The following is a 22946-nucleotide window of genomic DNA, read 5'->3' as shown; positions in this document are numbered from 1 at the left end:
CGCAAGAGCAGGCCGCGCGAACAAGCGAACCTCGAAGGCTGAGACGCGCGTTAGGCCGCGTCCCGGTCGGGATAGTCCGGGTCCGATTGCACTTGCCCGGTCATCAGAACGATGTCGCGGTAGCCTGCGGCGCCGAATCCCGTCAGCACTTCGACGATGCGCTCGTCGCTGACCGAGGGCGCCGAGAGAATGATTTCTGCACCGTCGCGGCCGACGATCTTTTCGACGGCCATTTCATCGGCTGGGCCACATTCGATGAGGACCAGGTCATAGGCGTTGGTCAGCGCACCAATGATCATCTTCAGCCGCTCGATGCCCCGCATCGCCTGTCTCGGATCCGCATCGCCCTGAGGAATGATGTGCGCGTCGGAGAAGCGATCCGCATGGATCGTCTCGGTGAAGGGAACTTCCCCTGCCAGGAGATTGGTGATGCCGGGCAGCTGCGACGAGCGCGCCATCAGGCGCGTCGGGCAGGCAGAGCCGGTCAGATCGATCAGCACCACCTTCAGCTCCGCTTCGGCAAGCAGGCGCGCCAGCATCACCGTCGCGGTGGACCCCTCGTCGCCGCCCGGCGATACCGAAATCGCGATGCTGACGTTGGTGGTGCGCAGGTGTTCGGCCACGGCCTCGATTGAAAAGTCCGGCTCGTTCGCCACCGCCGACGTATCGACGTCTTCGTCGGCTTTCGAGACATCGACCGGCGACAGCAGATCCACTGCGTCGCTGTCGAGAGGCACGGGATCGGGGGCTGCATTCGCTGCAGCAATGCCGACGTCCGGCGCGCTTGCCGCGATCGCCGGGCGCGTGCGAACCGGGAGCGGTTCGCCGGCCGAGGACACCGGCCGCAAAGCCCGCCCGCTGAACAGCTCACCAAGCATGATCACCACGCAGCTGAGCAGGAACGTCGCAAGCGCTGCGACGATCGTAATCGGCAACACCTTGGGGAAGCTCGCGCTGGTTGGAACCACCGCGCTTGAAATCACGCGCGCATCTGCCGGCGTTGCATTCTCGACCGTGCGTGACGTCGCTTCGCGGTAGCGTGCGAGATAGGTTTCGAGCAATTGCCGCTGGGCGGTCGCTTCGCGCTCGAGCGCGCGCAGTCCCACCTCTTCCTCGCCGGCCTGGGCCGACTGGGCCTTCAGCGCATTTAACTGCTGCACCAGCTGCTGTTCACGCAGGTCGGCGACCTGCGCCTCGTTCTCCAGGCTCGTCAGGATCTTGCGGGTCTCCACGCGAATCTGGCCGCGGATACCTTCGAGCTGCGACTTCAGCGCCTTCAAGCGCGGGTGACCGTCCAGCAGTGTCGTCGAGAGGTCGGCAACCTGGGCCTGAAGGTTTGCTTCCGTCTCCTTCAACCGCTGGATCATCTGAGAACCAACGACGTCGGTAATGGTGTCTGGCGCGCGGCCGCTTGCAAGGGCCGAGCGCACGCCGGCAGCACGCGCCTCAGCATTGGCGCGCTCGCCACGGACGCGCGTCAGTTCGGTCGAGATGTCCGTCAGCTGCCGCGTCGCAAAATTCGTCGTCTCGCCGGTCGGCAACAGGTCCGACGAGGCACGGTAAGCAGCAACCTTTGCCTCCGCGTCTCGCACCTTCTCGCGCAGATTGGCAATCTCCGGCTCGAGCCAACGGGTCGCTTCGGAATTCGTGTCGAGTTTCGCCCCGCTTTGCAGCGTCAGGAAAACCTTGGCCATTTCGTTCGGGACGGCGGCGGCGAGCTGGCGATCCTTCGAGGTGAAGCCGATCGCGATCACCCGCGATTTCTCCACCTGATAGACCTGGAGCTTGGAGTTGAACTCCTTGAGCACCCTCTCCTCGGGAGGCAGCTCCAACGGGTTCTTCTTGAGGCCGAGCATGACCAGGAGGTCCGAGAGCGCCGACGGCGCAGCCGACGGATCGAACTCCTTGACCTCGTGCAGCTTCATGTTGCGGGCGACCTGCTTGATCAGGTCGGCCGACTTGAGCACCTGCACCTGGCTGAGAATGCCCGATTCATCGAAGACGCGATCGGCCCCGGCCTGCGAAGCCTGGTTGGGACCGCTGAACTCCGGCTCACGCGATTCGATGAGCACGCGAGTTTCGCTCTCATAGTCAGGCGAAATCATCTTCGCTGCGCCAAAGGCGAGCGCAGCAACGCAGGCGGTAGCGAGCAATACCTTGACACGCCGATCCCAGACGGCCCGAAAAAGGCCGCCGAGGTCGATATCCACATCCTGCTGTGCGCTGCCGCTTCCCGACATGCTTTGGCTCCGAACCTTCAAAATCTCGCCGGAGAGTAAAGGAACATGGTAACGCAAGGGTTAATGCAAGCAACTTCCGGGTGCTGCAGACGGGCCCTATTGCATCCGTTCCCTGTAAAATTTCTACCGGCAGTTTACCGGCTATTAACCCTAACGGATCGATAACGTCGGAAAAGGTGGTCGTTTCCGGAGCCGATGAACAGCATGTCAACCGCAGCTATCAAGACGGGTCTCGCTATCACGGCGGCAGCGCTGTCGATGTTGCTTGCTGGTTGCACGAGCTATCAGCCAGCGCCCAAGGCCTTCAGCGAAGCCACGATCCAGCCCTATCGCCTCGATAGCGGTGACCGCTTGCGCATCAACGTCTTCGAACAGGCCGGCCTCACCGGCACCTACACCGTCGACCAGGCCGGGTATGTCGCCTTCCCGCTCATCGGCACGGTCGCCTCCCGCGGCAAGACCCTGCCCGAACTCGAAGGCATGATCGCCGCCAAGCTGAAGCAAGGCTATCTGCGCGATCCCGACGTCACAATCGAGGTCGACCGCTATCGTTCCGTTTTCATCATGGGCGAAGTCGGCCAGGCAGGCCAATACGCCTATGTGCCCGGCATGACCGTCCAGAACGCCATCGCGGTCGCCGGCGGCTACTCGCCGCGCGCCAACCAGGCAAATGCAGACATCACCCGAAAGATCAACGGGCGCATCATCACCGGCCGAGTGCCGATCACGGACGCGGTTCTGGCCGGCGATACGATCTATGTCCGTGAACGCCTGTTCTGACCTCGATGCAGCAGCGTCCCTTGCGCATCATTCACTGCTTCAGGTCGCCTGTCGGCGGGATTTTCCGCCACGTGCGCGATCTTGCCGAGGCACACGCCAATGCCGGTCACGAGGTCGGCATCCTCTGCGACAGCACAACCGGAGGCAGTCATGAAGATCGACTGTTCGACGAAATTCGGCCCTACCTGGCGCTCGGTCTCGTTCGAATGCCGATCCATCGGTCGGTAGGACCGTCCGATCTTGCGTCCTTGTGGCGCGGTTACAAGGAAATCAGAAGTTTGCGACCGGATGTGTTGCATGGGCACGGCGCCAAGGGTGGCGCCATTGCCCGGCTCATCGGTTCAGCCCTGCGGGTCAACAAGTATCGCGTAGCCCGCCTCTATTCGCCGCATGGCGGCAGTTTGCACTACCGTCCCGGCTCATTCACGGGACGGCTCATCTTTCCGTTGGAGCGGTTCCAGGGACGCCTGACGGACGCACTCGTTTTTGTCTGCGACTTCGAACGGCAAACCTATTTCTCCAAGGTTGGCAAACCGCGCGAACGACACGAGCTGATCTACAACGGAATAGACGACCGGGAATTCGAAGTCGTATCACCGCGGCCGGATGCGGTCGATTTTCTTTACATCGGCATGATGCGGGACCTGAAGGGGCCCGATCTGTTCGTGGAGGCCTTCGCACAGACCGAAAGGCTCGTCGGTCGTCCGCTGTCGGCGCTGATGATCGGTGACGGTCCGCAGCAGCAGGAATACTACGATCAGATGCTTCAGCAGGGTCTCAGCCGCCGCATCACCATGCAACCGGCGATGAAGACCCGCGAGGCCTTCGCGCTGACACGCAACATCGTCGTTCCGTCGCGCGCCGAATCCATGCCCTACATCGTGCTTGAGGCGCTTGCGGCGCGAAAGCCCGTCATTGCAAGTCGCGTTGGCGGCATCCCGGAAATCCTCGGACGCGACAGTTCTGCCCTCGCCGAACCGGCCAGTGCCCAGGCGCTTGCGGCCATCATGGCGCGTGCGATCACTGAAAAGGACTGGGCGGCCCGTGTCATGCCCGAGCCAAACACGTTCAAGTCGCAATTTGCAGCTTCGGTAATGTCGGCCGATATGTTAAAGCTCTATCGTGAATTGTGCCGTTACCAGCCGTCCGCGGATAGCGTGTTGCCCACAACGTAAGCGTTTCTTAGTGGCTTTCTGCTATCCGGACTGAGGGACTTCAGCGCCGGAAGACAGCCATGAACAAGTTTGACCGCCCGGGTTCATTCGACCCCGAAGCGCTTCGCAAGAAGATTTCGGAAATCCGCGCCCGCTCGCCTGGCGAAACGCCGAGCGATGAGCCCGCTACGGAACTCAATCCGCTGGCACGGCAGATCGCCGAGCAGTTCCGCGCCGACACCTATTCGCCAGCGATGATCATGGGGCTGATGCGCCTCTTCGAATTCAGCGCGCTGTTTGCGATCGGCTACGCGATCAACGCGCTCTACGTTCAACCGGGTCTCGATCAACTGCCGCTTTACTTGGCGATCCTGTTCGGCGGCTCGGCGCTCGCGGTCGCCGCGATGCAGATCGCGGATACCTACCAGATCCCGGCGCTGCGCGCCTGGCTGCGCGTCATGCCACGCATCCTCGCCTCCTGGGCAGTTGCTTTCGGCGGCATCGCAATCGCGCTGTTCTTCCTGAAATCCGGTCACCAATATTCCCGTGTCTGGTTCGGCGGCTGGTTCATCGGCGGCGCCCTGTTCCTTCTTTCCGAGCGCGCCTTCATCGCCTATTCCATCCGCCACTGGGCACGCAACGGCACGATGGAGCGGCGCGCAGTTGTCGTGGGCGGTGGCCAACCGGCCAAGGACCTGATTCGCACGCTCGAGGATCAGCCGGACAACGATATCCGCATTTGCGGCATCTTTGATGATCGCGACGAGCGCCGTTCGCCCAATGTCATCGCCGGCTACCCCAAGCTCGGGACGGTCAGCGAACTCGTGGAGTTCGCGCGCCTGGCGCGCATCGACATGCTGATCATCTCGTTGCCGTTGACGGCCGAGAAGCGCATTCTCCAGCTGCTCAAGAAGCTCTGGATCCTGCCGGTGGATATCCGGCTGGCGGCCCATGCCAACAACCTGCGGTTCCGCCCACGCAGCTACTCCCATGTCGGCGATGTCCCCATGCTCGATATCTTCGACAAGCCGATCGCGGATTGGGACTCCGTTGCCAAGCGCGGCTTCGACATCTTTTTCAGCGTCGTCGCCCTGGCGCTCCTGTGGCCGATCATGCTCGGCGCGGCAATCGCGGTCAAAATCACGTCGCCGGGTCCGATCATCTTTAAGCAGAAGCGCCACGGCTTCAACAACGAGACGATCGAAGTCTACAAGTTCCGTTCGATGTACACGCATATGAGCGACCCGACAGCGCGCAACGCCGTGACAAAGGGCGATCCGCGCGTCACGCCGGTCGGGCGCTTTATCCGCAAATCGTCGATCGACGAACTGCCACAGATCTTCAACGTCTTGAAAGGCGAGCTCTCGCTTGTGGGCCCGCGTCCACACGCCGTTCTGGCGCAAACCCAGAACCGCACCTATTCGGACGTCGTGGAGGGCTATTTTGCCCGCCACCGCGTCAAGCCCGGCGTCACCGGCTGGGCGCAGATCAATGGCTGGCGCGGTGAGATCGACAATGACGACAAGATCCGCCTGCGCACGGCCTTCGACCTCCACTACATCGAGAACTGGTCGTTGCTCTTCGACCTGAAGATCCTGTTCCTGACGCCGTTCCGGCTTCTCAACACCGAGAACGCCTATTGAGCACCGTCGACACAGGCCGGTTCCCGATCGCTCGTCCCCAGCTTGCGGCGCTCTCGCTGTTCGCCTCGGGGCTCGTGGCATTTGCCGTATTTCTTTCCGGCTTCGTCATCTTCGAGCCCGCCCCTTACGAACTGTTCCTGGTCGGGCTCATCGGTCTATGGGCCTTGTTCGGCCTCAAGATATCGAGGAGCATCGCCCCGCTCCTCACTTTGCTGACGCTGTTCATGATCGGCGGCATTCTGTCCCTGACGGTCATGGACGACCTGACCAAGGGACCGATGTACATGGCGGTCTCCGGCTTCCTTGCGCTGTCCTCGGTGTTCTTTGCGGCCATCATCGAGGATCGCCACGAGCGGCTGCGGCTGATCTTCAATGCCTGGACGACAGCGGCCGTCATCACCGCGTCGCTCGGCATCCTCGGCTATTTCGGCGCCATACCGGGTGCTGAAAGCTTCACGCTCTACGGTCGCGCCAAGGGCGCCTTCCAGGATCCCAACGTGTTCGGGCCGTTTCTTTCGGTCCCGGCCATGTATCTGATCCACGGGATCCTGACGCAGTCGATCCAGAAGGCGCCGCTGAAAATCGCAGCATTGGTGGTGCTGGCGCTCGGCGTCTTCCTGTCCTTTTCCCGCGCAGCCTGGGCGCTCAATCTCTTCTGCGTGGTCGCCTTCGTTTTGGTCATGCTGCTCAAGGAGCGAAACGGCCTCTTTCGGCTGAGAATTCTCGTTCTGGCGCTGGTCGGCGGACTGATGATCGTCAGCGCCCTTCTCGTGGCACTTCAGTCCGAACAGGTGGCAACGCTTTTCTCAAGCCGCTCGCAGCTGGTGCAGGACTATGACGGCGGTCACCTCGGCCGTTTCGACCGCCACAGGCTGGGCTTCCTGATGTCCATGGAAAAGCCGCTCGGCATCGGGCCGATGGTGTTCAGCACCATCTTTCCGGAGGACGAGCACAATGTCTGGCTGAAGTCGCTGACATCCTACGGCTGGCTCGGCTTTGTCAGCTATGTGACGCTTATCGTCTGGACGCTTTCGCTCGGCTTTCGCTTTCTGTTGCTCAATCGCCCCTGGCAAACCTACCTGATGATCGCCTGGGTCGCCGTCCTCGGCCATGTCGGGGTGGGCAATGTCATCGACACCGATCACTGGCGCCATTTCTATCTGCTCATCGGCATCGTCTGGGGATGCGCCGCCCTCGAATATCGCCATCGCCGGCAAGCGCGCACCGGACGGAGCTTCTGATCATGGAACATGTCGTTCCCGGCCGGCCATCGGCCCTCTCCTTGCGGCTCCTGCAGGTGCTGGAGCCGAGCGGCGGCGGCTCGGGCCGGCATTTCCTCGACCTTTGTCGCGGCCTGCACGCCCGCGGGCACCATGTCGAGGCCGTTTACTCGCCTGTGCGCGCCGAGGATGGCTTCGTTCGCGAGTTGAAGGCAATCGGCCTGCCGGCCGTCCATGCGGTCGACATGAAACGCGCACCCGGGCCGTCGGATATCGGCTGCTTTCTCGAACTGCGCCGTATCATGCGCAGCAACCGCTTCGACATCATTCATGGCCACAGCTCAAAGGCCGGAGCCCTGACGCGGTTGAGGCTTCCTGGCAGAGACGTCCCACGTCTCTACACACCGCATGCGTTTCGCACGCTCGATCCGACGCTCGGTCGCGGCGGCCGGCTGATCTATGGCACGATCGAGTGGGCGCTCGCCCGCTTCTTCACCGACCACCTGATTTGTGTTTCCGAGGACGAGTACAGCCACGCCCTGTCGCTGCACATGCCCGAGAAGCGCATGTCGGTGATCGTCAACGGCGTCGCCCCGCCCTCGCCGGACATGGCGCAAACGATCCGCGCCAGCTTCGGAATCGCGCCGGATGCCTTCGTCTTCGGCTTCATCGGCCGGCTTTCTCGACAGAAGGCCCCGGAACGACTGATTGCCGCCTTCAAAAGTGTCGCCGCGTCCGTCAAGAACAGCCACCTGGTGATGGTTGGCAGCGGCGAACTCGAAGCGAGCCTGCGCACGGCCATTGCCGAAAGCGGGCTGCAGAACCGCATGCACCTGACCTCCGCCTTTACCGGGCCGCAAGCCGTTCCCGCCTTCGACCTTCTGTTGATGCCGAGCCGCTACGAGGCCATGTCCTATGTCATGCTGGAGGGAGCGGCCGCAGGAAAGCCTATCATCGCCACCGACATCGGCGGCGCCCGCACCATCATCGAGGATGGACACAACGGCTTCATACTGCCCAACAGCGACGATACGTCCTTGCTTGCCAGGACAATGGTCAGGGCTGCCGAGGCGAAAACGTTCGATGCGCTGTCGGCCGCTGCCGAAACTCTCAAGGCGCGCTTCACCCTCCCCGTCATGCTCGACCAGACCGAGGCGCTCTACCGAAGGGTCTCGGCGAAGAAGCAGGCAGAAATCGCCTTCCAGCCAGCCGGGTAGTGCCGCTCGAATCGTGTCGCAAAATCCTCAAGGGCGCCACGTGAGGGCGCGATCGCCGGAACGCCCGCAGTATGTCTTTTGATCACAAGGGGACGGGATTGAGCCGCTGAGAAGCGCGGCGCTGCGGTCAGCCAGCCCCTCTCCTCGAGCCAACCCGCAAGCACCTGTCGGAACCGGCGTTGGCAAGTGGACAGCGGCAGGAAAAGCCGAGGACGAGCAGGACAAGAAAAGAGGCCCTGCGTTCGAGGACCTCGTTTTGCTTCAGCTTATGGGCTCGTTACGGCGTCGATCCTTCGGCACCGCCTGAGCCTGTATCGGGATTAGAACTCGGCGCGCCGGTATCGCCGTTGGCGTTTGCTGCGCCCGTATCCGGGTTGGAGCTCCGCGCTCCAGTGTCGGGGTTAGAGCTTGGCGCGCCAGTATCGCCGCCGCTGGAACCCGTAGGTTGGCCGGGTATCAGAACAACAGCGCTGTCGTCGGCATGGGCATTTCCGGAGGCTAGGAATGCCGGTGCTGCAACCGTGACCGCGAGCAGCGATGCGACAGCAAACTTCGAAATCGTCTTCATTGCGTCTCCTCCTTCGGCAGGCTGACGCCCGCCACAGACCGACCGTCACTCTCGCGACAGACGGCATCGGCCCGAGCCCGTGGTGAGGATTCCACGGGAACTTGGCATTTTAGCGATACTGCAGTTTTGATGATCGAAACCACGCGATTCCAGTCGCGCGGAAGATGCGCGTGGCCGCGCCTCACAGGAGGAAAATCCAGATAGGTTTCGGCACAATCCGCGATGAGACGCTCGTATTGAGCGTCGTCTGTTCCGCCTCATCGGGGGCAACGGAACAATGGCAGCCACCAACTCTTTGCAAGGAAAGAGAAAATGGTCGGAGCGGCGGGATTCGAACCCACGACCCCTTGACCCCCAGTCAAGTGCGCTACCGGGCTGCGCTACGCTCCGAACCGAGGAAACCCCTATATAACCAGCGCTTAGAGCGCAAGCGGGAAAATCGAAGTCGGCGTGAAAAAGGAACAAACGGCGTGGAAAAGCAGGCGCGGGAAAACAAAGTCCCACAAGAGTCCCACGAGACGTTCTCTTCACGTTCTGCCAGGTTAAGCGATTGCGGATCTACCGAGGGCAATAATCATCACGCGCGAGTAAGCGCAGGACGACCTCGACGGCACCTTTCAAATGCGCGCTGAAGCGCGTCAAAACAAGCCACCTAATAGCTCGGTATGATGGTCATCGTCTTCGATTTTCTAAAGCAATGAGCGCGGCACCTAGACGCCGACGAGTCTCAGCCCATAAGAGTGGCTCCCGATTGGCTGTTTGCTCCCGCAACGCCTGTCTGTAGGCCGCCACAGCTTCTTGCAGCCGCTCGGTACCGCGTTCACGCTGCCCGAGGGCTGCGAGCGCATCGCCGAGAGATTTCTGTGTGGCCGCCCAAGCCAACGGCGCTCTCTCGCGAGTTTGTTCCGCCAGCGCCGCACGGTAGGCCGATACAGCTTGTATCAGCCGCTCGGTGCCAATTTGCCGCTCCCCGAGCTTCAGTAGCGCTAAAGCTAGCATGCTCTGTGTCTCCGCCCATTCGAGCGGTACGCGTTCGCGAGCTGTTTCGTCCAGCGCCGCACGATAGGCCTCCACGGCTTCTTCCAACCGCTTAGGGCTGCTTTCACGCTCTCCGAGAGTCAACAGCGTAAACGCCAGAGAACTCTGTATCGCGGCCCATTCCAACGGTGCATTCTCGCGAGTTGCTTCTTCCAGCGCCACACGGTAAGCTGATACCGCTTGTTTCAGTCGCTCAGTGCCGCGTTCGCGGTCTCCGAGCATAGAGAGCGCTTTGCCGAGGCCATATTGCGTCCACGCCCACTCAATTGGCGTTCGCTCGCGAGTTTGCTCTTCCAGGGCTGCTTGGTAGGCCACCACCGCTTCATCCAGCCGTTCCGTGCCGCTTTCGCGCTTTCCGAGCATTGAGAGCGCCTCGCCGAGGGCAGCCTGTGTCCATGCCCACTGAAGTGGCCCCCGCTCGCGAGTTCGCTCCTTTAGAGCCGCGCGGTAAGCCGCCACTGATTCTTCCAGCCGATCAGTGCGTCTTTCGCGATTTCCGAGCGTCATTAGGGCAAGACCCAGAGAACCCTGTGTGTTCGCCCAAATCAACGGCACCTTCTCGCGGGTAATTTCCTCCAGTGCCGCCCGGAACGAAGCCACCGCTTCTTCCAGCCGCCTAATGTCCGTTTCCCGCCTTCCTAGCACAAAGAGCGCATTGCCGAGACCAGCCTGCGACCACGCCCACTGGATCGGCGCCCGTTCGCGAGTGCTTTCTTCCAGCGCCTTTCGGAAGCCCTCCACGGCTTCTTCCAATCGCTTGGGGTCCCTTTCGCGTGCACCGAGGACGTATAGCGCGGCGGCAAGGAAACTCTGTGTATTTGCCCAGTTGAGCGGAGCGCGCTCGCGCGTTTGCACTTCTAACGCTGCTCGATAAGCCGCTATCGCTTCTTCCAGCCGCTTGGGACTACTCTCGCGTCCTCCGCGTTCATAAAGCGCGCCGCCGAGAATCGTTTGCGCCCACGCCCATTGAAGCGGAACTAGTGCGCGAGTTTGCACTTCTAGCGCCGCACGGCTCGCCGCCTCGGCCTCTTCCAGCCGTGCGGTACTGCTCTCGCGTTGTCCGATCGCCACCAACGTTTCGGCCAAAGAACCCTGTATGTTTGCCCAGTCAAGCGGCGCCCGTTCGCGAGTCATCTCCTCCAGCGCCGCGCGGAAGGCCACAACTGCGTCTTCCAGCCGTTTGGTGTCGCTCTCACGCTCTCCAAGTCTAAAGAGCGTTATCCCGAGGATATATTGTGCACGCGCCCATTTGATCGGCGTTTGTTCGCGGGGGGTTAGCGCTCGGAGCGTCAGTATCCGCTCGATGGCCGTTCGAAGTGCGGCGTTGTCACCAAAATCTTGGCCCTGTGAATTCAAAGCTGCCACTTCGTTCCAAAGGTATGCAATCCGCGTGACTTCTTGTTTGTTGTTGGCTGATAGCAACTGAGCCGCCTTCGCAAAGAAGTCGGCCGCATCGTCGTAGTTCAGTCCGGCGAGCGCAATATCCCCCCTTGTCGAGAGGGTAGCAGCAGCGCTGACAGCCGCATCACTAAGAGCGCGTAACTGTTCATCTTGCACACGCGCGAGCAGAGAGTCGGCCTTTGCCAAGTCACCTTGGTCGATAGCATGTTGAATTTCTTCCTTCAGGGCTCTGATCTTGGGGTTGTCGCCGAACTGAGGGGACGCAACTGCTTTAAGCTGCACATTGTATCGACTTGCAATCTCCACAAAACGCGCAGCAAGCTGGTCCTCAGGAACACTCTTTTCACCCAATATTTCTAAGGCCGAGCGCATTTGAGCGTCGTTCAGGGAAAGTATTTTCTTGAGTTCGTTCACCCTTTCCTTGCGCTCGTCGGCCAAGTTCTGGAGATCCGCCCGGCTTTTTTTGAATTCCTGAACAATAGCATTCAATATTTCTTGAGAAATCCCACATATACTAGTAATAGTAGTTGATGTTGAGTCCCCACCAATAGCTACGGCACAGTTTTTTGCATCGATATTGGTGCTGAGGACGGCAGCTCCTGCGGGGATAAACGAGAGCAAAAGCGAACACACCCCAGCACTGAGATACGTCCAAAGCAACCTGCTCATCTGGCTGCACCATTATTTTGTTGGACAATTACTTGAATTACTTATCGTCGAGGAACTGACATTGCCGCCCACTACTACGGCGCATTCTGCCTCGATGTCGGTCGCAAGTGCAGTCTGAATTGTTGTTGTATAGACCCAAGCTCCAACGCCGACGATCGCAGTCGACCACACCGCAATGGTTATGAGGAGCAAAAGTTTGTAGGCTTCATCGGCTGGCAACCGTGGAAAAATCTTCTTCCGGATGATTTCTCGAAATAACAGCAAGAAAACACCGAGCGCCAAGCCACCAATTCCAGCGACCTCCCCAACAATCTTTAGCGTCTCAACATCCGCCATGGCCGTTCGCCCCTCTTGTAATGTGATACTAAATTACACAAAGCACAACTACTGCTCATGGCCGACGTGTCGCACACGTCTGGGCTCAACATCCCCTCCCTTGGCGTAGGTCCGCGAACTAAGCTCAATGTCACGTGTGAGAACCCTCCGGACACCAACTCTGATAACGCTGATTTGCAGTACCGGAGGGTCTGCGACGATTATACGAAATCAATTGGTTAACGGATCGGTTAGCCAACGCAGTTCAATGAACGTTCTCGATTTCTGGCGAACCACTTTGAAACTGCCGGGCCAATTAAGGCTTGGCAGCTGGCCCAAACATGGTGCCCAAGCGAGAGAAGTAACTACCAGAAATCAGCACTGCGAAATTCCCTTCTCGCAACTAGCCCGACCCACTAGGCCGACGCAGCAAGCTCTGATAGGCCTCTGACGACGCATACGCCATCGGGCGTTCATTGGAGTGGTGGCTGGGATGTATCTGACACGGGTAGAGCTAGAAAACTACGGACCTTTAACGAGTCTCGATCTGGCATTTCCATTCCACGCGTCAGGTAACCCCAAACCCGTTGTATTCGTTGGGCAAAATGGCGCTGGGAAAAGCGTGGTGCTGTCCCACATAGTCAACGCAATGTTGTCCGCTAAATCTCACGCCTACGCAGGCGACAACGAAGTTGAACAAGGGAAGGTCTACAAGTTTAGAAGCCCTGAATACATTAAGAAAGGCAGCCAATTCTACAGATCGTATGTCCATTTTGAGACTGGCATTTTCCAAGCTGAGATTCAGGCATCGCGGGCCCGCTTAGATTTCGAGAGCGAGTTTGGGTACACTCCGATAGACAGCAATTGGAATAGGATCCCTCCCACAGAGCGTTCGACGATTTTCGGGGACACCTTGGAAAGGGCGGCGGAGCTACGAAACTCCATATCGAAATCTTCGTTACTCTATTTTCCGGCGAACAGATTTGAAGAGCCGGCATGGCTTAATATTGAGAATCTGCGGAACGTCGCGACCTACTCAAATCCGAGCCGTACCCAAAACGTTTCCAATCGCCAGGTGATCAATTACGCGCCGCTTCGACTAAATCAGAGTTGGCTGCTCGACGTGATTTACGATAGTTTTGCTATAGAACGCCAAATGACGTTGGTGCCGGTGGGCAACGGCCCGTCCGGAACCGTTACATTTCCAATTCTGCAACAAACGAACGGTCCAGCAACGAAACTTAGAACCGCAATTGAGCGCTTTGTCCAGACACTCCTCCGCATCGAAGATCCGATAATCTGGAACGTTGGCTCTCGAGGAGCTCGCCAGATTTCGATCGGCGCAAATTCTAATATTGTGGTTGGCAATTTGTTCGGCCTTTCAACGGGTCAGACCGCACTTCTAAACATCTTTCTCACTTTGATCAGGGACTTCGATACATCAGAAGCAGTATTCTCTTCGCTTGAGGAGGTATCCGGACTTGTCGTCATAGACGAGATTGATTTGCATCTCCACGCTGAGCTTCAACATTCGATCTTGCCTGAGTTAATCTCTCTATTTCCGAAAGTTCAGTTTGTGTTGACCAGTCACTCGCCACTGTTTGTTCTTGGCCTGCAGAAGCGGCTAGGTGCGGAAGGCTTCAGCCTCATTGACTTACCATCTGGGCAAGCAATTGGGGCCGAGCGCTTTTCCGAGTTCGATGCCGCATATCGACACATTAGAGATAGCGCGCGGTACGAGGACGACATCCGGACTGCGGTTGGGGAGAGCCAAAGCCCAATTCTGTTTGCCGAGGGATCGATCGATGTCGACTATCTCAATAAGGCCGCAGAGCTCTTGGGAAGGCAGGCGAGCCTACAGGGTCTGAAATTACTTGATGCAAATGGCTATGGAGGCCTCGACAAAATTTGGAAGCACTTTGACACGAACATAGCTCAGCTAACTAACAGGAGAGTGACCCTACTCTACGATTGCGACGTTCAAAAATCTAATCAGGCAAAGCCAGGGGTCAGAAGAATTGTCGCTCCTCTTCAGGGCAATCGCATTTCGAAAGGAATCGAAAACCTATTTCCTGACGAACTTATGGTACGCGCAAAGAACTACAATTCAGCGTTCATCGACGTTACTCCCGCTTTCGAAAGAACTGTCCGTGGTGTCAAAACTACAGAGCCCGAGACATGGCAGGTGAACGCCGATGAAAAGCGTAATTTGGCGAACTGGATTATCGAAAACGGCACACCTGCCGAATTTGCCAACTTTGAGCATGTTTTCGATTTTCTCGATTCTGCCGAACCAACGAGCAGCTAGAGCGCGTTGCTGCTGCAGTTCATACATCTCCCCCCAGCCCTCCCATCTTAAAAATCCCTATATTAGCATGTCGCAAATTGGAATCTCCGAGCGAGCAAAGAACTCGTCGTGGCGAATTTCTACCGCAGAACCGCGTAGGGGGACGCATGGAATTTCTGCGTAAGGTGGCTCCACTTAGACAAAACTCGTTGATAGGCGCCGCCTTGCATCTAGATATCGACGCAGCGAAACTCAGGGCGTCGATGGAGGTAGGCGCGAGGATTTGCGGACATCTAACCGGTAGGCGCTTAATTACCCTGTTTGCACGGCGTACCTCCACCGACGGACGGTACGATCGGTCTGCACCGAAATTATCGTGCGCACAGAGAATATCGGGCCGGGGCACTTCCAGATCTTAAAGTTCGAGAGGTCCAAATCCTCTTGTGTTGTATTGGACAAGACCAGGGTCCCATCGACGGATAGTTCGCAAAACTCACTCGTACGCGCTCAACTCGTGGCGTATCGTGCTTCGTAGGCGAGGCCTAAACTCCTCAGCGAGATGAAGTGTGCAAACTTGAGGAAAGACGGCGGTTTTGGCGTCCATGGGTGACAACGTCAAATGGGCTCCACTGACTTCGGGTCAATGAAGGGTCAATCAGTTTTGTGAGGCCAACATGGTGTCTCGGCGCTTCCAAGGCGTAGGTCGAACGATCGCTGTGATAGCCCTCGTTCTACTAGTTGTCGGCGCGACAACTTCAGTTTTGACGTATCGAAGTCAGCTGACGGAGGTCTATCGTCGTTTTCAGACCGACAGGCTTTTGACTACTATATCCAAACCTGAAAATCTATCTTGGAAATACGCCTCGCTCGTAAAAGTCACTGCTAGGGCCGCCATTAAGTACGACCCGTGGAACGACCCACTCAAAGTCAATGTGCCGTACGGTCCACGCGGGATATACCTTTATTTGCTTAACGCGAAAGCAAAGAACATTCCATCCGGGCTGCGTTGCAACTGCACCGCTCTAAGTTACTCCCGGGCCATCGTCTGCGATGAAGACTTCATTCGGAGGGTGGGTCGCTACCTTCAGGACCCTGATGTCAAGGTCCCCAGCGATCCAAAGGACGATATTGCACAAGTCGAAATCTCGCTAATGCAGATTAAAGCAATGGCGCTGTTGAGTTGGCTTATTGCGCACGAGATCGGCCATGTCGTCTTGGGACATACGGAAGATCCCCGTAGTGATCAATGGACTCTAGAATCCATGAGTTCTTTCACCTCGGTGAAGTCAACTCCGCTCGCCCTTGGCTCGCACGCGGAGATAGAAGCAGACGAGTACGCCCTGCGCAGCATGTTTAGCCCGGTAGGAAGGCGCCAAAACGAAACCGCTTTCCCGTTCTTCATGCAAACAATTGGCCTGTTAACGTACCATGTAGGATATTCTTTGGGGAAATACATAGAATACAATCAGCAAGGCCACCCCCCGTTTGCTGCTCGACTGTTTAATGCCTGGGCCGTCTACAAAAGAGACTACTCGCTCTCGCCCGAACTAGACTCCGATGACAGATCAATTATCACAACGTTTAAGAACATTGAATGGAAAACTGCAGCACGGGGGTTGAATCCCTTCTGCGAAGAGAAGACGCCTGAAGCGCTCTTCAAATACCCCATCTTGCCTGGTGAAGATAGCGAGGGGGCCGAAATCATGGGGGCCATAATTTCGGCGTGGACGATGCGGGATTCCCATCGTGCAGTCGAATTGCTGCGTCAACTCAAGCAAACCGTGAAACCCGCTATCAGTCGCGACCTCGAGCAAACGTTCGAGTTGATTAGCGGGGCGCTTCGCCCTCCGCTAGCTAGGCAGACGGTTGAAAGGCTAGAGGCGATTTCATCTAAAGGATTGGTGCAAGATCGAGACGACGGGGTTTCAGAGTTTGCGCAAATACTCGCCACAGCATCACTAGTATCTCTAGGGCAAGGCGGAAAGTGGGATACTCCGAAATCAGCGGAACTTTTTCTCCGCTTCGATGCAGCCAGAGCAAACTTACAACGCGTGAAGCATAGATCCGAAATATCCAATTTGGCTCTAGGGAACTCGGTTGTCTTCATGATGTTAGGGGGCGCCGTCGGCAGTCAAGAGTGGCGAAGCATCATTCTCGATCTAGCTAACGCGCGGTCCGATTCAGAGATAGATGATCTGAATGGTTACTTAATGGATCTATCGTTCAGCCTCGACAAAAACAGAAAAGTGTCATCGCGCGACTTCGACGAACTCTATTGGAATGTCCTCGATACGTCCTATGTCCTGGCGTCAGCAGGAAACTATCGATCATTGGTTGCCAGTTCACGGCTTCGCCAAGCGCAATACGCTGCGAGGGACCACACAATTGAGGCTAATCATGTGTGGGCTCTTTACTATGAAGCAATAGCGTTAGCCGCTGAACGCGATTACGACACACCTTCTCTCGAGGAGTTGGTCATCAAGATTATTAAGTATCTCAATAAGGAAATAGAGGACAACCCCGACGGTTTGCCCGCTCTTAGTTCCAAATGGAGCGATGAATTCCAAGGTCGGTTTCTAAACATTTTAGGATGGACGTTGCTGCGCAAGGGCCGCTACTCCGAAGCACTTGACGCTCTTTCGAAGGCAGAATTGATCACCCTCATGCAGAATTGCTTTTGGCTGAAGTACGGTGAACACTGCGTAGATGAATCTCACCCACTTCTGGTGAGCGTGCGTGACAATCTTGCAGAAGGGTATTTAGCCTCAGGAAAAACGAAATGGGCCGTTACTGCCGCAGCGAGGGCAAATATTCAAAGAAACAAGCTGGCCAAGGAAACCGGCAAGGGAAACGACGAGGTTCCACTGGCGGTCATTGCATCTCATTACAGAATCCTTGCTGCCAGCTTGCTACAAATGGACGATAAAGAGGCCGCTGCGAAGGGGCGACAAATTCTCGCGGCCTTAGATTCGATGCTGGTGCGTCGCCTTTGGCCGCAAATACCGAGCCGGGCCATGTTTGATATCATAATCGATGGGAAGACCATCAATCTCGTTCAATTCATGCCGCATCGGCCTGAATGGGATAAGCGAGCCGACGTGCTGAGAGCGTACGAAGATGAGAGGGGGAAACAGCAATGAAAACAGTGGGAATTGTCGCTGCTTGTCTTGCTTTCGTTGCGCTTAACTACCTCGGAGTGGGCGTTTATTCATCGGCGCTAGGGCTGGGATTTGGCGACGTCGGCGGTCAAACGGCGAGCCTGATAGCACTCTGCATAGCAATGTGCGCAGGGATCGTCGTCAGTTCGCTCGTGGTCGCCCTCCGATCGCTTCCATCTGACAAGATTGTCAGCATCCGTGCCTTGGGGAATTATCTAGGCCGTCCCAACACCTTCATCGCGCTCTTGGTGAGCCCAGTCGTGTTTTACTCGATTCTGGCTGGCCTTGGAAATGGCGAGCTAGGATGGCTCCATTATCTGGCGGCATTCCAGAATGGCTTTTTTTGGGAAACGGCGCTTGTTGGCTCCGGCGCAGGAATTACTACGGGGGGCTCTCAATCGCGTGCGAAGCAAGTTTGACCTTCAAAGTCCTAATCTGGGGGTCGCGCGTTCGAATCGCGCCGGGATCACCATTTTTTCAATAACCTAAGTTGCCGATGGCGCTGGATTTCGTGCGCCGCGAGTTTACCGCAATTACCAGCATTTCCGGCGCTTTCCAAACGTTAGCGGGATTTCCAATGCCGACTGACCGGAAACCGAGCGCGGCACCCCGTCGCTGACCGGAAGGCCACGCTGGCGAACGGACGCGCGCTGCATCGGTCGGCCGTTGTGGTCGAGGATGACGCCCTTGTTCATACCCGCACTCCCGGGCGGCGGGCTGAACGGATCAGGCCGAGTTTGGCCTGCAGCTCGCGGACGTAATTGCGCAGGCGCGCCTCGTCGGCGGGCTTGTAGGTCACGCTCTCGCCATTATAGTTCATCGTCACCGCGCTCTTGCCGAGCAGCAGCTTGTGCAGGGCGGCCTCGGCCTCGGCCAACTGGCCGCGATAGAGCGCCTCCTGTTCGGGCGTAAGCGTCGTGAACATCGGTCACCTGTTGTTGAGTTGGCGCATGGCCTCGGCGGCCGTGAGGGTTTTCTTCACCTGGCGAGCCGGACGTGCTTCCGGGGTCGGTTCCGATGCCACCGGCAACTGCGGCGGCACCTGGTTGATGTGATCCTCGAGGTCTCCCTGACGCGGTGGCTCAAGCTTGCCGAGACGATCCTCGATCGCGTCCCACTGTTCCTCGGTCCAGTACGGGATGCCGAGGCGATAGGCTCCGGCAAGGCTCTGGTTGAGCATGTCGAGCACCTCGTTGCGCTGGCCCTTGGGCAGGGTCCAGACGTAGCGGGTGTGGCCGCTGCGGGTCTTCTCGGCGACGCGGCTCTCGGATGTCGCCTGCTGAAACAGGTCATCCTCGAAGCCTCGGGCGAACCGGATGAACCCGGCCCGCTGCGGATCGTCCTTCTTGAAGTCACGGTAGAGCCGCAGTTTGAACGACGAAGCCGCGAAGGTGTAAAACCGCGACGACCACTTCTGCTTCTTCGGCCGGCCCTTGTTGTCGCACTCCCGCGCCTGCGCGATCGGCGGCGCGTTTTCGTTGTTGCCGCCGCGCACCATGATGACCTTGGAGCGCGGATGTTTGCGCACCCAGCTCCAGACATCGTCGGTGTAGGCGTTGCCGTCGATCGCCGTCATGTCGACCGCGCGTTTTCGTCCGGCTTCATCGGTCCACTCCCGCACGATCAAGGCGTCGAGCGCGGCTCGAACTTCCGGTTCCGAGATGTGACCGGAATGGACGCGATAGCCTGGCAGATGGCTGCCTGCTCTATTGTCGATCACGACTCGGTCGACGACTGCGCGAAGGCAGTTCCTGCCGTACCCGACCAGCAGACATTCGACGCGATCACCCTGCACGTCGATGCCCCAGACCAGCGACAGAACGCCGGCGGGGACGATCCCGCGATAGGTGTTCTCGGCAACGGCCGCGCGGTCGCGCAGGATTTCCCAGTCGACAGCCTTGTTGTCCGCCTCGTAGGCGAGACCAAGCCAGTCGTTGAAAAACGTCTGCTCTGCGCCCGATCCGTTCTCGCGTTTCTCCGGGCCACCAGCCTGCACCGAGAGCCATTCACGCGCCAGGTTCTCCCATCGCTCGAATGGCGAATAGGCCATCCAGATCCGGAACGACCGATGGCGACGCGCCCGCTCGGGGTACTTCGCAACCCACTTGGCGCCGTTCCTCGGCAGCGCCATCCATTCCCGGTGATGCTCATGGATCTCGCCACCGCAATGGATGCAGACAAAGTGCGCTTTCTCGGGATGTTCCGGATCGAGATGATCCCGCATGTTTTCCCAGCGCAGCTCCTGCAGCCCGCCGCACTCCTTGTGCGGGCAAGGAACGTGGTAGCTCTCCTGCGTCCCCTCGCGATAGTTCGCCGTGATCTTGCATCCAGGCTCGACCATCGGCGTCGAGATCTTGAAGACCTTGGCGTTGAAGAAGGCCTTGCTACGGCTGTCCGCCTGGACTTCCGGGTCACCGGCATCGTTCATCTGCCACTTGGCAAGGTCATCCTGAACCTGCTTTCGCGGCGAGATCATCGACAGACCCGCCGACGAGTTTGCGCCGGCGGCCTGAATGGAGCCACGACCGTCGACGCGCTCCTTGTAGAGCACCGAATTGCTGGCATCGCGGCCGTTCTGCGAGAACAGCTTGGCGACGGCGGGCATCTCTCGCACCAGCGGCATCAGCTTCGTCTTCGACCAGCGCGACGCGTTCTCCTCGGTCGGGTGGACGTAGAGGAAATCGCCGGGCGCCATGTCGATCGAGCCGAGCGTGAAGATGTTGGCGCAGATGGTGCCACCGATCTGCGCCGACTTTGCAAGGCTCACGATGTTGCATGGATCCTCGGGCGACAGTGCCCGCAGGATCTCCGAGAAGAACGGGACCAGGTCCTCGTTGTACTTGCCCGGATGGTCCGTGATGCGCTCCGAGAACTCGATGTTCTCCTTTGCCCAGGCGAGATAGTCGACGGCAGCGGGCGGCTCACAGATCTCGGCGAGCACGCTGAGCGCGAGCTTCTCCGGATTGAAAACCACCGTCACGGCTGATCGTCCTCGACGTGCTCGTCCATCTCGGCCGCTGCGGCTGCGAACGTCTTTGCCTTGTTCGCCCGGTGCTCCCGGAACGCCTTCAGCATCACGTGCATTGCGTCATGGGTCGAGACCGCGAACTGCGCCGCGAGCGCCTTCGCCATTTCCGGGATGCCCTGCTCCAACCTTTAAGGCCTCGGCCACCCCCTTGACCATCTCGCGGCGGGCATCGTCCGTCAGCATGTGCCGACCGAGCTCGAGCGCTTCCTCGCGCTCCATGCGCGCGGTCGTGATCTTCTGCTGCTTCAGCTTTTCGGCCGCGACCTCGTCGATGAAGGGATCGAGGACGACCGGCGGCTTTTCCCGCGCCGGCGGTCTGGCGACGACATCAGCTCGATCGACGGCAGCTGCTCGATCGACAGCGGCTGGTGCCGGTACCGAACGCGTCGCGGCCCCGTTCGCGCCGAAGCGCTGGTTCGGGTCGAGCGTCCGCTGCAGTTGCTCCATGGCAACCGACGTGCGGATCTTCGCGTTCCGGCCCTCGCCTTCGAGTGCCTCTCCGTGGATTTTCCGCTCGGCGATGTACTGCGAGATGCGCCCGGCGCTGACGCCGACATGAGCGGCAAACGCGCTCTTCGTCATGACTTCAGCAGCAAGGCTCATCTTTAGGGCTCGACTTTAGCGGGCCTCTTTAGGCTCCGACTTTAGGCTTCAAAAAATCGCTCAGACTGAACAACCACCGCGGTGCCAAATACCCGTAGGCCGGACTTCGCCAGGAAGGACCCGCGAACCCGATCGACCGGTCACCGAGCCGTCCGAACCGCCCATTCGAAGGCGGCGGCGAAGTGGTCGTGAATGTTCGCGGTCACATAGCGCTCGGCCGCGAAGAAACGCGCGTTCTTATAGTTCTTGTTCCGCTTGACTGACGTGTCGGAACGAACGCGCGTAGCGCCGGCCCCTCGATAATTGATCTGCAAGTCGGCCATGACCCGGTTGAGAAAACCTTGCGTCATGTTGCCATACCGATCGAGCGGCGCACGCTTTGCAGGGACCGCGACCTCGTTGCGCTTCATCACGCCTCGATCGATCAGCTGTCGTTCGAACGCCTTATGCGTGCGCATCCCGCCTTCGATCTGTGGTCCAAGGAACGCGGTGGCTGGCAATCCGCCCTTGGTTCGATCGCCCGTTGCTACGACAGCCGCCTGTAGGTTCTGCCTGGTCGCCCTGTCATACACCACGCCACGCTTGGCATAGGGCGTCGGCCGATCAAAAACGCGATCCATCTCGCGCTGCACCTCGATCCGCCCGCCCTTTGCCGTCACGTTCAGCGTCAGCATGATCGCATAGGGCAACTGCTTGCGCTCGATATCGCGCAGTGAACGTTCGTAGCCCGTCAGATCGAATTTTATGTGGGCGTCTATCATCGTCCGCGAACCTTCAAGTATGCAAAGCGACCTGACGCGCCTTGTGTACCCAAGGGTTGGACGCGTTGCGAAACCTTGATGGAGGAAAGTTTCGAGCGTATTTTTGATATCTCTAATAGAACGTGTATTTCTATCTTCGCTCTCGGTCTGTTTCAGAAATTGCCATTTGTGGAGAGACAAAATGGAGCCCAGAGATTCCGTTGATAAGAACCTGCTGTATTCGGCAAAGCGACCGTTCCAGATATCATTGACTGCCGTGCTGGCTTTGTTGGCTGTTTTCACCGCCAAGGCCTTTTTCGGCCCACCTGGACTGGTGTTTATTGATGAGAAAGATCATGTGCTCATCAGGACCATCGTCCCGAATATCCTTGAAATCATGCTGTTTATAGTCGCGATCTTGAGCGCATACATTGGCTACAGGCTTATCGTGGCGGCGGGTGCCACTCATGTCCCGATTATACCTCCAGCGGATTATGAACTATTAGCCCCCTTGATCGCCGACGGAAAGACAGATGCAATCAACGAATACATAAAGCTCAGCAGCCTTAGAAAATTTACAGGCAGTTTCACGCAGTTGGGCCTTACTGGCTTGCCCCTCGCCACTATTTTTCTCACGCTACTGTTTTCGGCACTCACGCTGTACGACAGTGCAAATTTTGTCGATCTGACAAAGCTGACCTTGGGCGCGTTCATCGGGTCCTTTGTCCAACGGCAGGTGGAGAGACGAGCCGATGCGGTCGGAGGACAAAACTCTAGTCCTGGAATTACGATAAGAGAGGAGGCTACGCCACGAGCCTCCGCGTGACCGAAGTAGGCTGCTATCTGCCGGGCCATCAAAAGTAAAACCCGCCGGGCTTTCGTCCA

17 protein-coding genes, 1 tRNA gene and 1 pseudogene are annotated in these 22946 nt (G+C 58.4%); 9 read left to right on the top strand and 10 right to left on the bottom strand.

Features of this window, described 5'->3' with window-relative positions; all coding sequences use genetic code 11:
- Positions 1-50: 50 nt before the first annotated feature.
- Positions 51-2240, bottom strand: a complete 2190-nt coding sequence (locus tag VGO04_RS23300) for an exopolysaccharide transport family protein (RefSeq protein ID WP_327498339.1) — start codon at positions 2238-2240, stop codon at positions 51-53.
- 204 nt (positions 2241-2444) lie between these two features.
- Between VGO04_RS23300 and VGO04_RS23295 the strand changes: the two genes are divergently transcribed.
- The 5 genes from VGO04_RS23295 to VGO04_RS23275 are packed head-to-tail and all read left to right on the top strand — an operon-like array spanning position 2445 to position 8254.
- Positions 2445-3020, top strand: coding sequence for a polysaccharide biosynthesis/export family protein (locus VGO04_RS23295; protein WP_327498338.1), 576 nt, complete (start codon positions 2445-2447; stop codon positions 3018-3020).
- A 5-nt stretch (positions 3021-3025) separates the two neighbouring features.
- Complete coding sequence (locus VGO04_RS23290) at positions 3026-4195, top strand: glycosyltransferase family 4 protein (protein WP_327498337.1); 1170 nt, start codon at positions 3026-3028, stop codon at positions 4193-4195.
- Between the two features lie 59 nt (positions 4196-4254).
- Positions 4255-5817: an undecaprenyl-phosphate glucose phosphotransferase gene (locus VGO04_RS23285; protein ID WP_327498336.1), complete on the top strand. Its 1563-nt coding sequence runs from the start codon at positions 4255-4257 to the stop codon at positions 5815-5817.
- Positions 5814-7058 (top strand): O-antigen ligase family protein, encoded by a 1245-nt coding sequence (locus VGO04_RS23280; protein ID WP_327498335.1) that lies wholly within the window; start codon positions 5814-5816, stop codon positions 7056-7058. The genes VGO04_RS23285 and VGO04_RS23280 overlap by 4 nt, the downstream gene beginning before the upstream one ends.
- A 2-nt stretch (positions 7059-7060) precedes the next feature.
- Positions 7061-8254 carry a glycosyltransferase family 4 protein gene (locus VGO04_RS23275; RefSeq protein ID WP_327498334.1) on the top strand — a complete coding sequence of 398 codons (1194 nt, stop codon included), beginning with the start codon at positions 7061-7063 and terminating at the stop codon, positions 8252-8254.
- A gap of 277 nt (positions 8255-8531) precedes the next feature.
- Here VGO04_RS23275 and VGO04_RS23270 read toward each other — a convergent pair whose 3' ends face one another.
- The 4 genes from VGO04_RS23270 to VGO04_RS23255 all read right to left on the bottom strand — a co-directional run bounded on the left by VGO04_RS23270 (position 8532) and on the right by VGO04_RS23255 (position 12266).
- Positions 8532-8822 carry a hypothetical protein gene (locus tag VGO04_RS23270; RefSeq protein WP_327498333.1) on the bottom strand — a complete coding sequence of 97 codons (291 nt, stop codon included), beginning with the start codon at positions 8820-8822 and terminating at the stop codon, positions 8532-8534.
- Positions 8823-9135: 313 nt separating this feature from the next.
- Positions 9136-9212, bottom strand: a tRNA-Pro gene (locus VGO04_RS23265).
- A gap of 282 nt (positions 9213-9494) precedes the next feature.
- On the bottom strand, positions 9495-11930 hold the full coding sequence (locus tag VGO04_RS23260) for a hypothetical protein (RefSeq protein ID WP_327498332.1): 2436 nt from the start codon (positions 11928-11930) through the stop codon (positions 9495-9497).
- 12 nt (positions 11931-11942) lie between these two features.
- Positions 11943-12266 (bottom strand): hypothetical protein, encoded by a 324-nt coding sequence (locus tag VGO04_RS23255; RefSeq protein ID WP_327498331.1) that lies wholly within the window; start codon positions 12264-12266, stop codon positions 11943-11945.
- A gap of 472 nt (positions 12267-12738) precedes the next feature.
- Here VGO04_RS23255 and VGO04_RS23250 point away from each other — a divergent pair, with 472 nt between their 5' ends.
- The 3 genes from VGO04_RS23250 (at position 12739) to VGO04_RS23240 (ending at position 18109) form a co-directional block, all read left to right on the top strand.
- Positions 12739-14553 carry an AAA family ATPase gene (locus VGO04_RS23250; RefSeq protein ID WP_327498330.1) on the top strand — a complete coding sequence of 605 codons (1815 nt, stop codon included), beginning with the start codon at positions 12739-12741 and terminating at the stop codon, positions 14551-14553.
- Between the two features lie 653 nt (positions 14554-15206).
- Entirely contained in the window at positions 15207-17672 is a 2466-nt protein-coding gene (locus tag VGO04_RS23245) for a hypothetical protein (RefSeq protein ID WP_327498329.1), read from the top strand.
- Positions 17669-18109 (top strand): hypothetical protein, encoded by a 441-nt coding sequence (locus VGO04_RS23240; protein WP_327498328.1) that lies wholly within the window; start codon positions 17669-17671, stop codon positions 18107-18109. The genes VGO04_RS23245 and VGO04_RS23240 overlap by 4 nt, the downstream gene beginning before the upstream one ends.
- Positions 18110-18223: 114 nt before the next feature.
- Here VGO04_RS23240 and VGO04_RS23235 read toward each other — a convergent pair whose 3' ends face one another.
- The 5 genes and pseudogenes from VGO04_RS23235 to VGO04_RS23210 form a co-directional block, all read right to left on the bottom strand.
- On the bottom strand, positions 18224-18385 hold the full coding sequence (locus VGO04_RS23235; protein ID WP_327498327.1) for a hypothetical protein: 162 nt from the start codon (positions 18383-18385) through the stop codon (positions 18224-18226).
- Positions 18382-18615 (bottom strand): gpW family head-tail joining protein, encoded by a 234-nt coding sequence (gene gpW, locus VGO04_RS23230; protein ID WP_327498326.1) that lies wholly within the window; start codon positions 18613-18615, stop codon positions 18382-18384. Before gpW ends, VGO04_RS23235 begins: the two co-directional genes overlap by 4 nt.
- 3 nt (positions 18616-18618) lie before the next feature.
- Positions 18619-20670: a phage terminase large subunit family protein gene (locus tag VGO04_RS23225; protein WP_327498325.1), complete on the bottom strand. Its 2052-nt coding sequence runs from the start codon at positions 20668-20670 to the stop codon at positions 18619-18621.
- Positions 20667-21321 (bottom strand): annotated as a pseudogene (locus VGO04_RS23215) (hypothetical protein). The gene VGO04_RS23225 and the pseudogene VGO04_RS23215 overlap by 4 nt, the downstream one beginning before the upstream one ends.
- A 140-nt stretch (positions 21322-21461) precedes the next feature.
- A complete protein-coding gene (locus VGO04_RS23210; protein WP_327498347.1) occupies positions 21462-22082 on the bottom strand; it encodes a hypothetical protein in 621 nt (206 codons plus the stop codon).
- A gap of 247 nt (positions 22083-22329) precedes the next feature.
- Between VGO04_RS23210 and VGO04_RS23205 the strand changes: the two genes are divergently transcribed.
- A complete protein-coding gene (locus tag VGO04_RS23205) occupies positions 22330-22887 on the top strand; it encodes a hypothetical protein (RefSeq protein WP_327498322.1) in 558 nt (185 codons plus the stop codon).
- Positions 22888-22946: the final 59 nt, after the last annotated feature.

This window comes from Ensifer sp., from assembly GCF_035999185.1.
Taxonomy (GTDB): Bacteria; Pseudomonadota; Alphaproteobacteria; order Rhizobiales; family Rhizobiaceae; genus Ensifer.
Note: the sequence above shows the minus strand (reverse complement) of the source record. Positions and strands in the feature narration are given on the sequence as shown.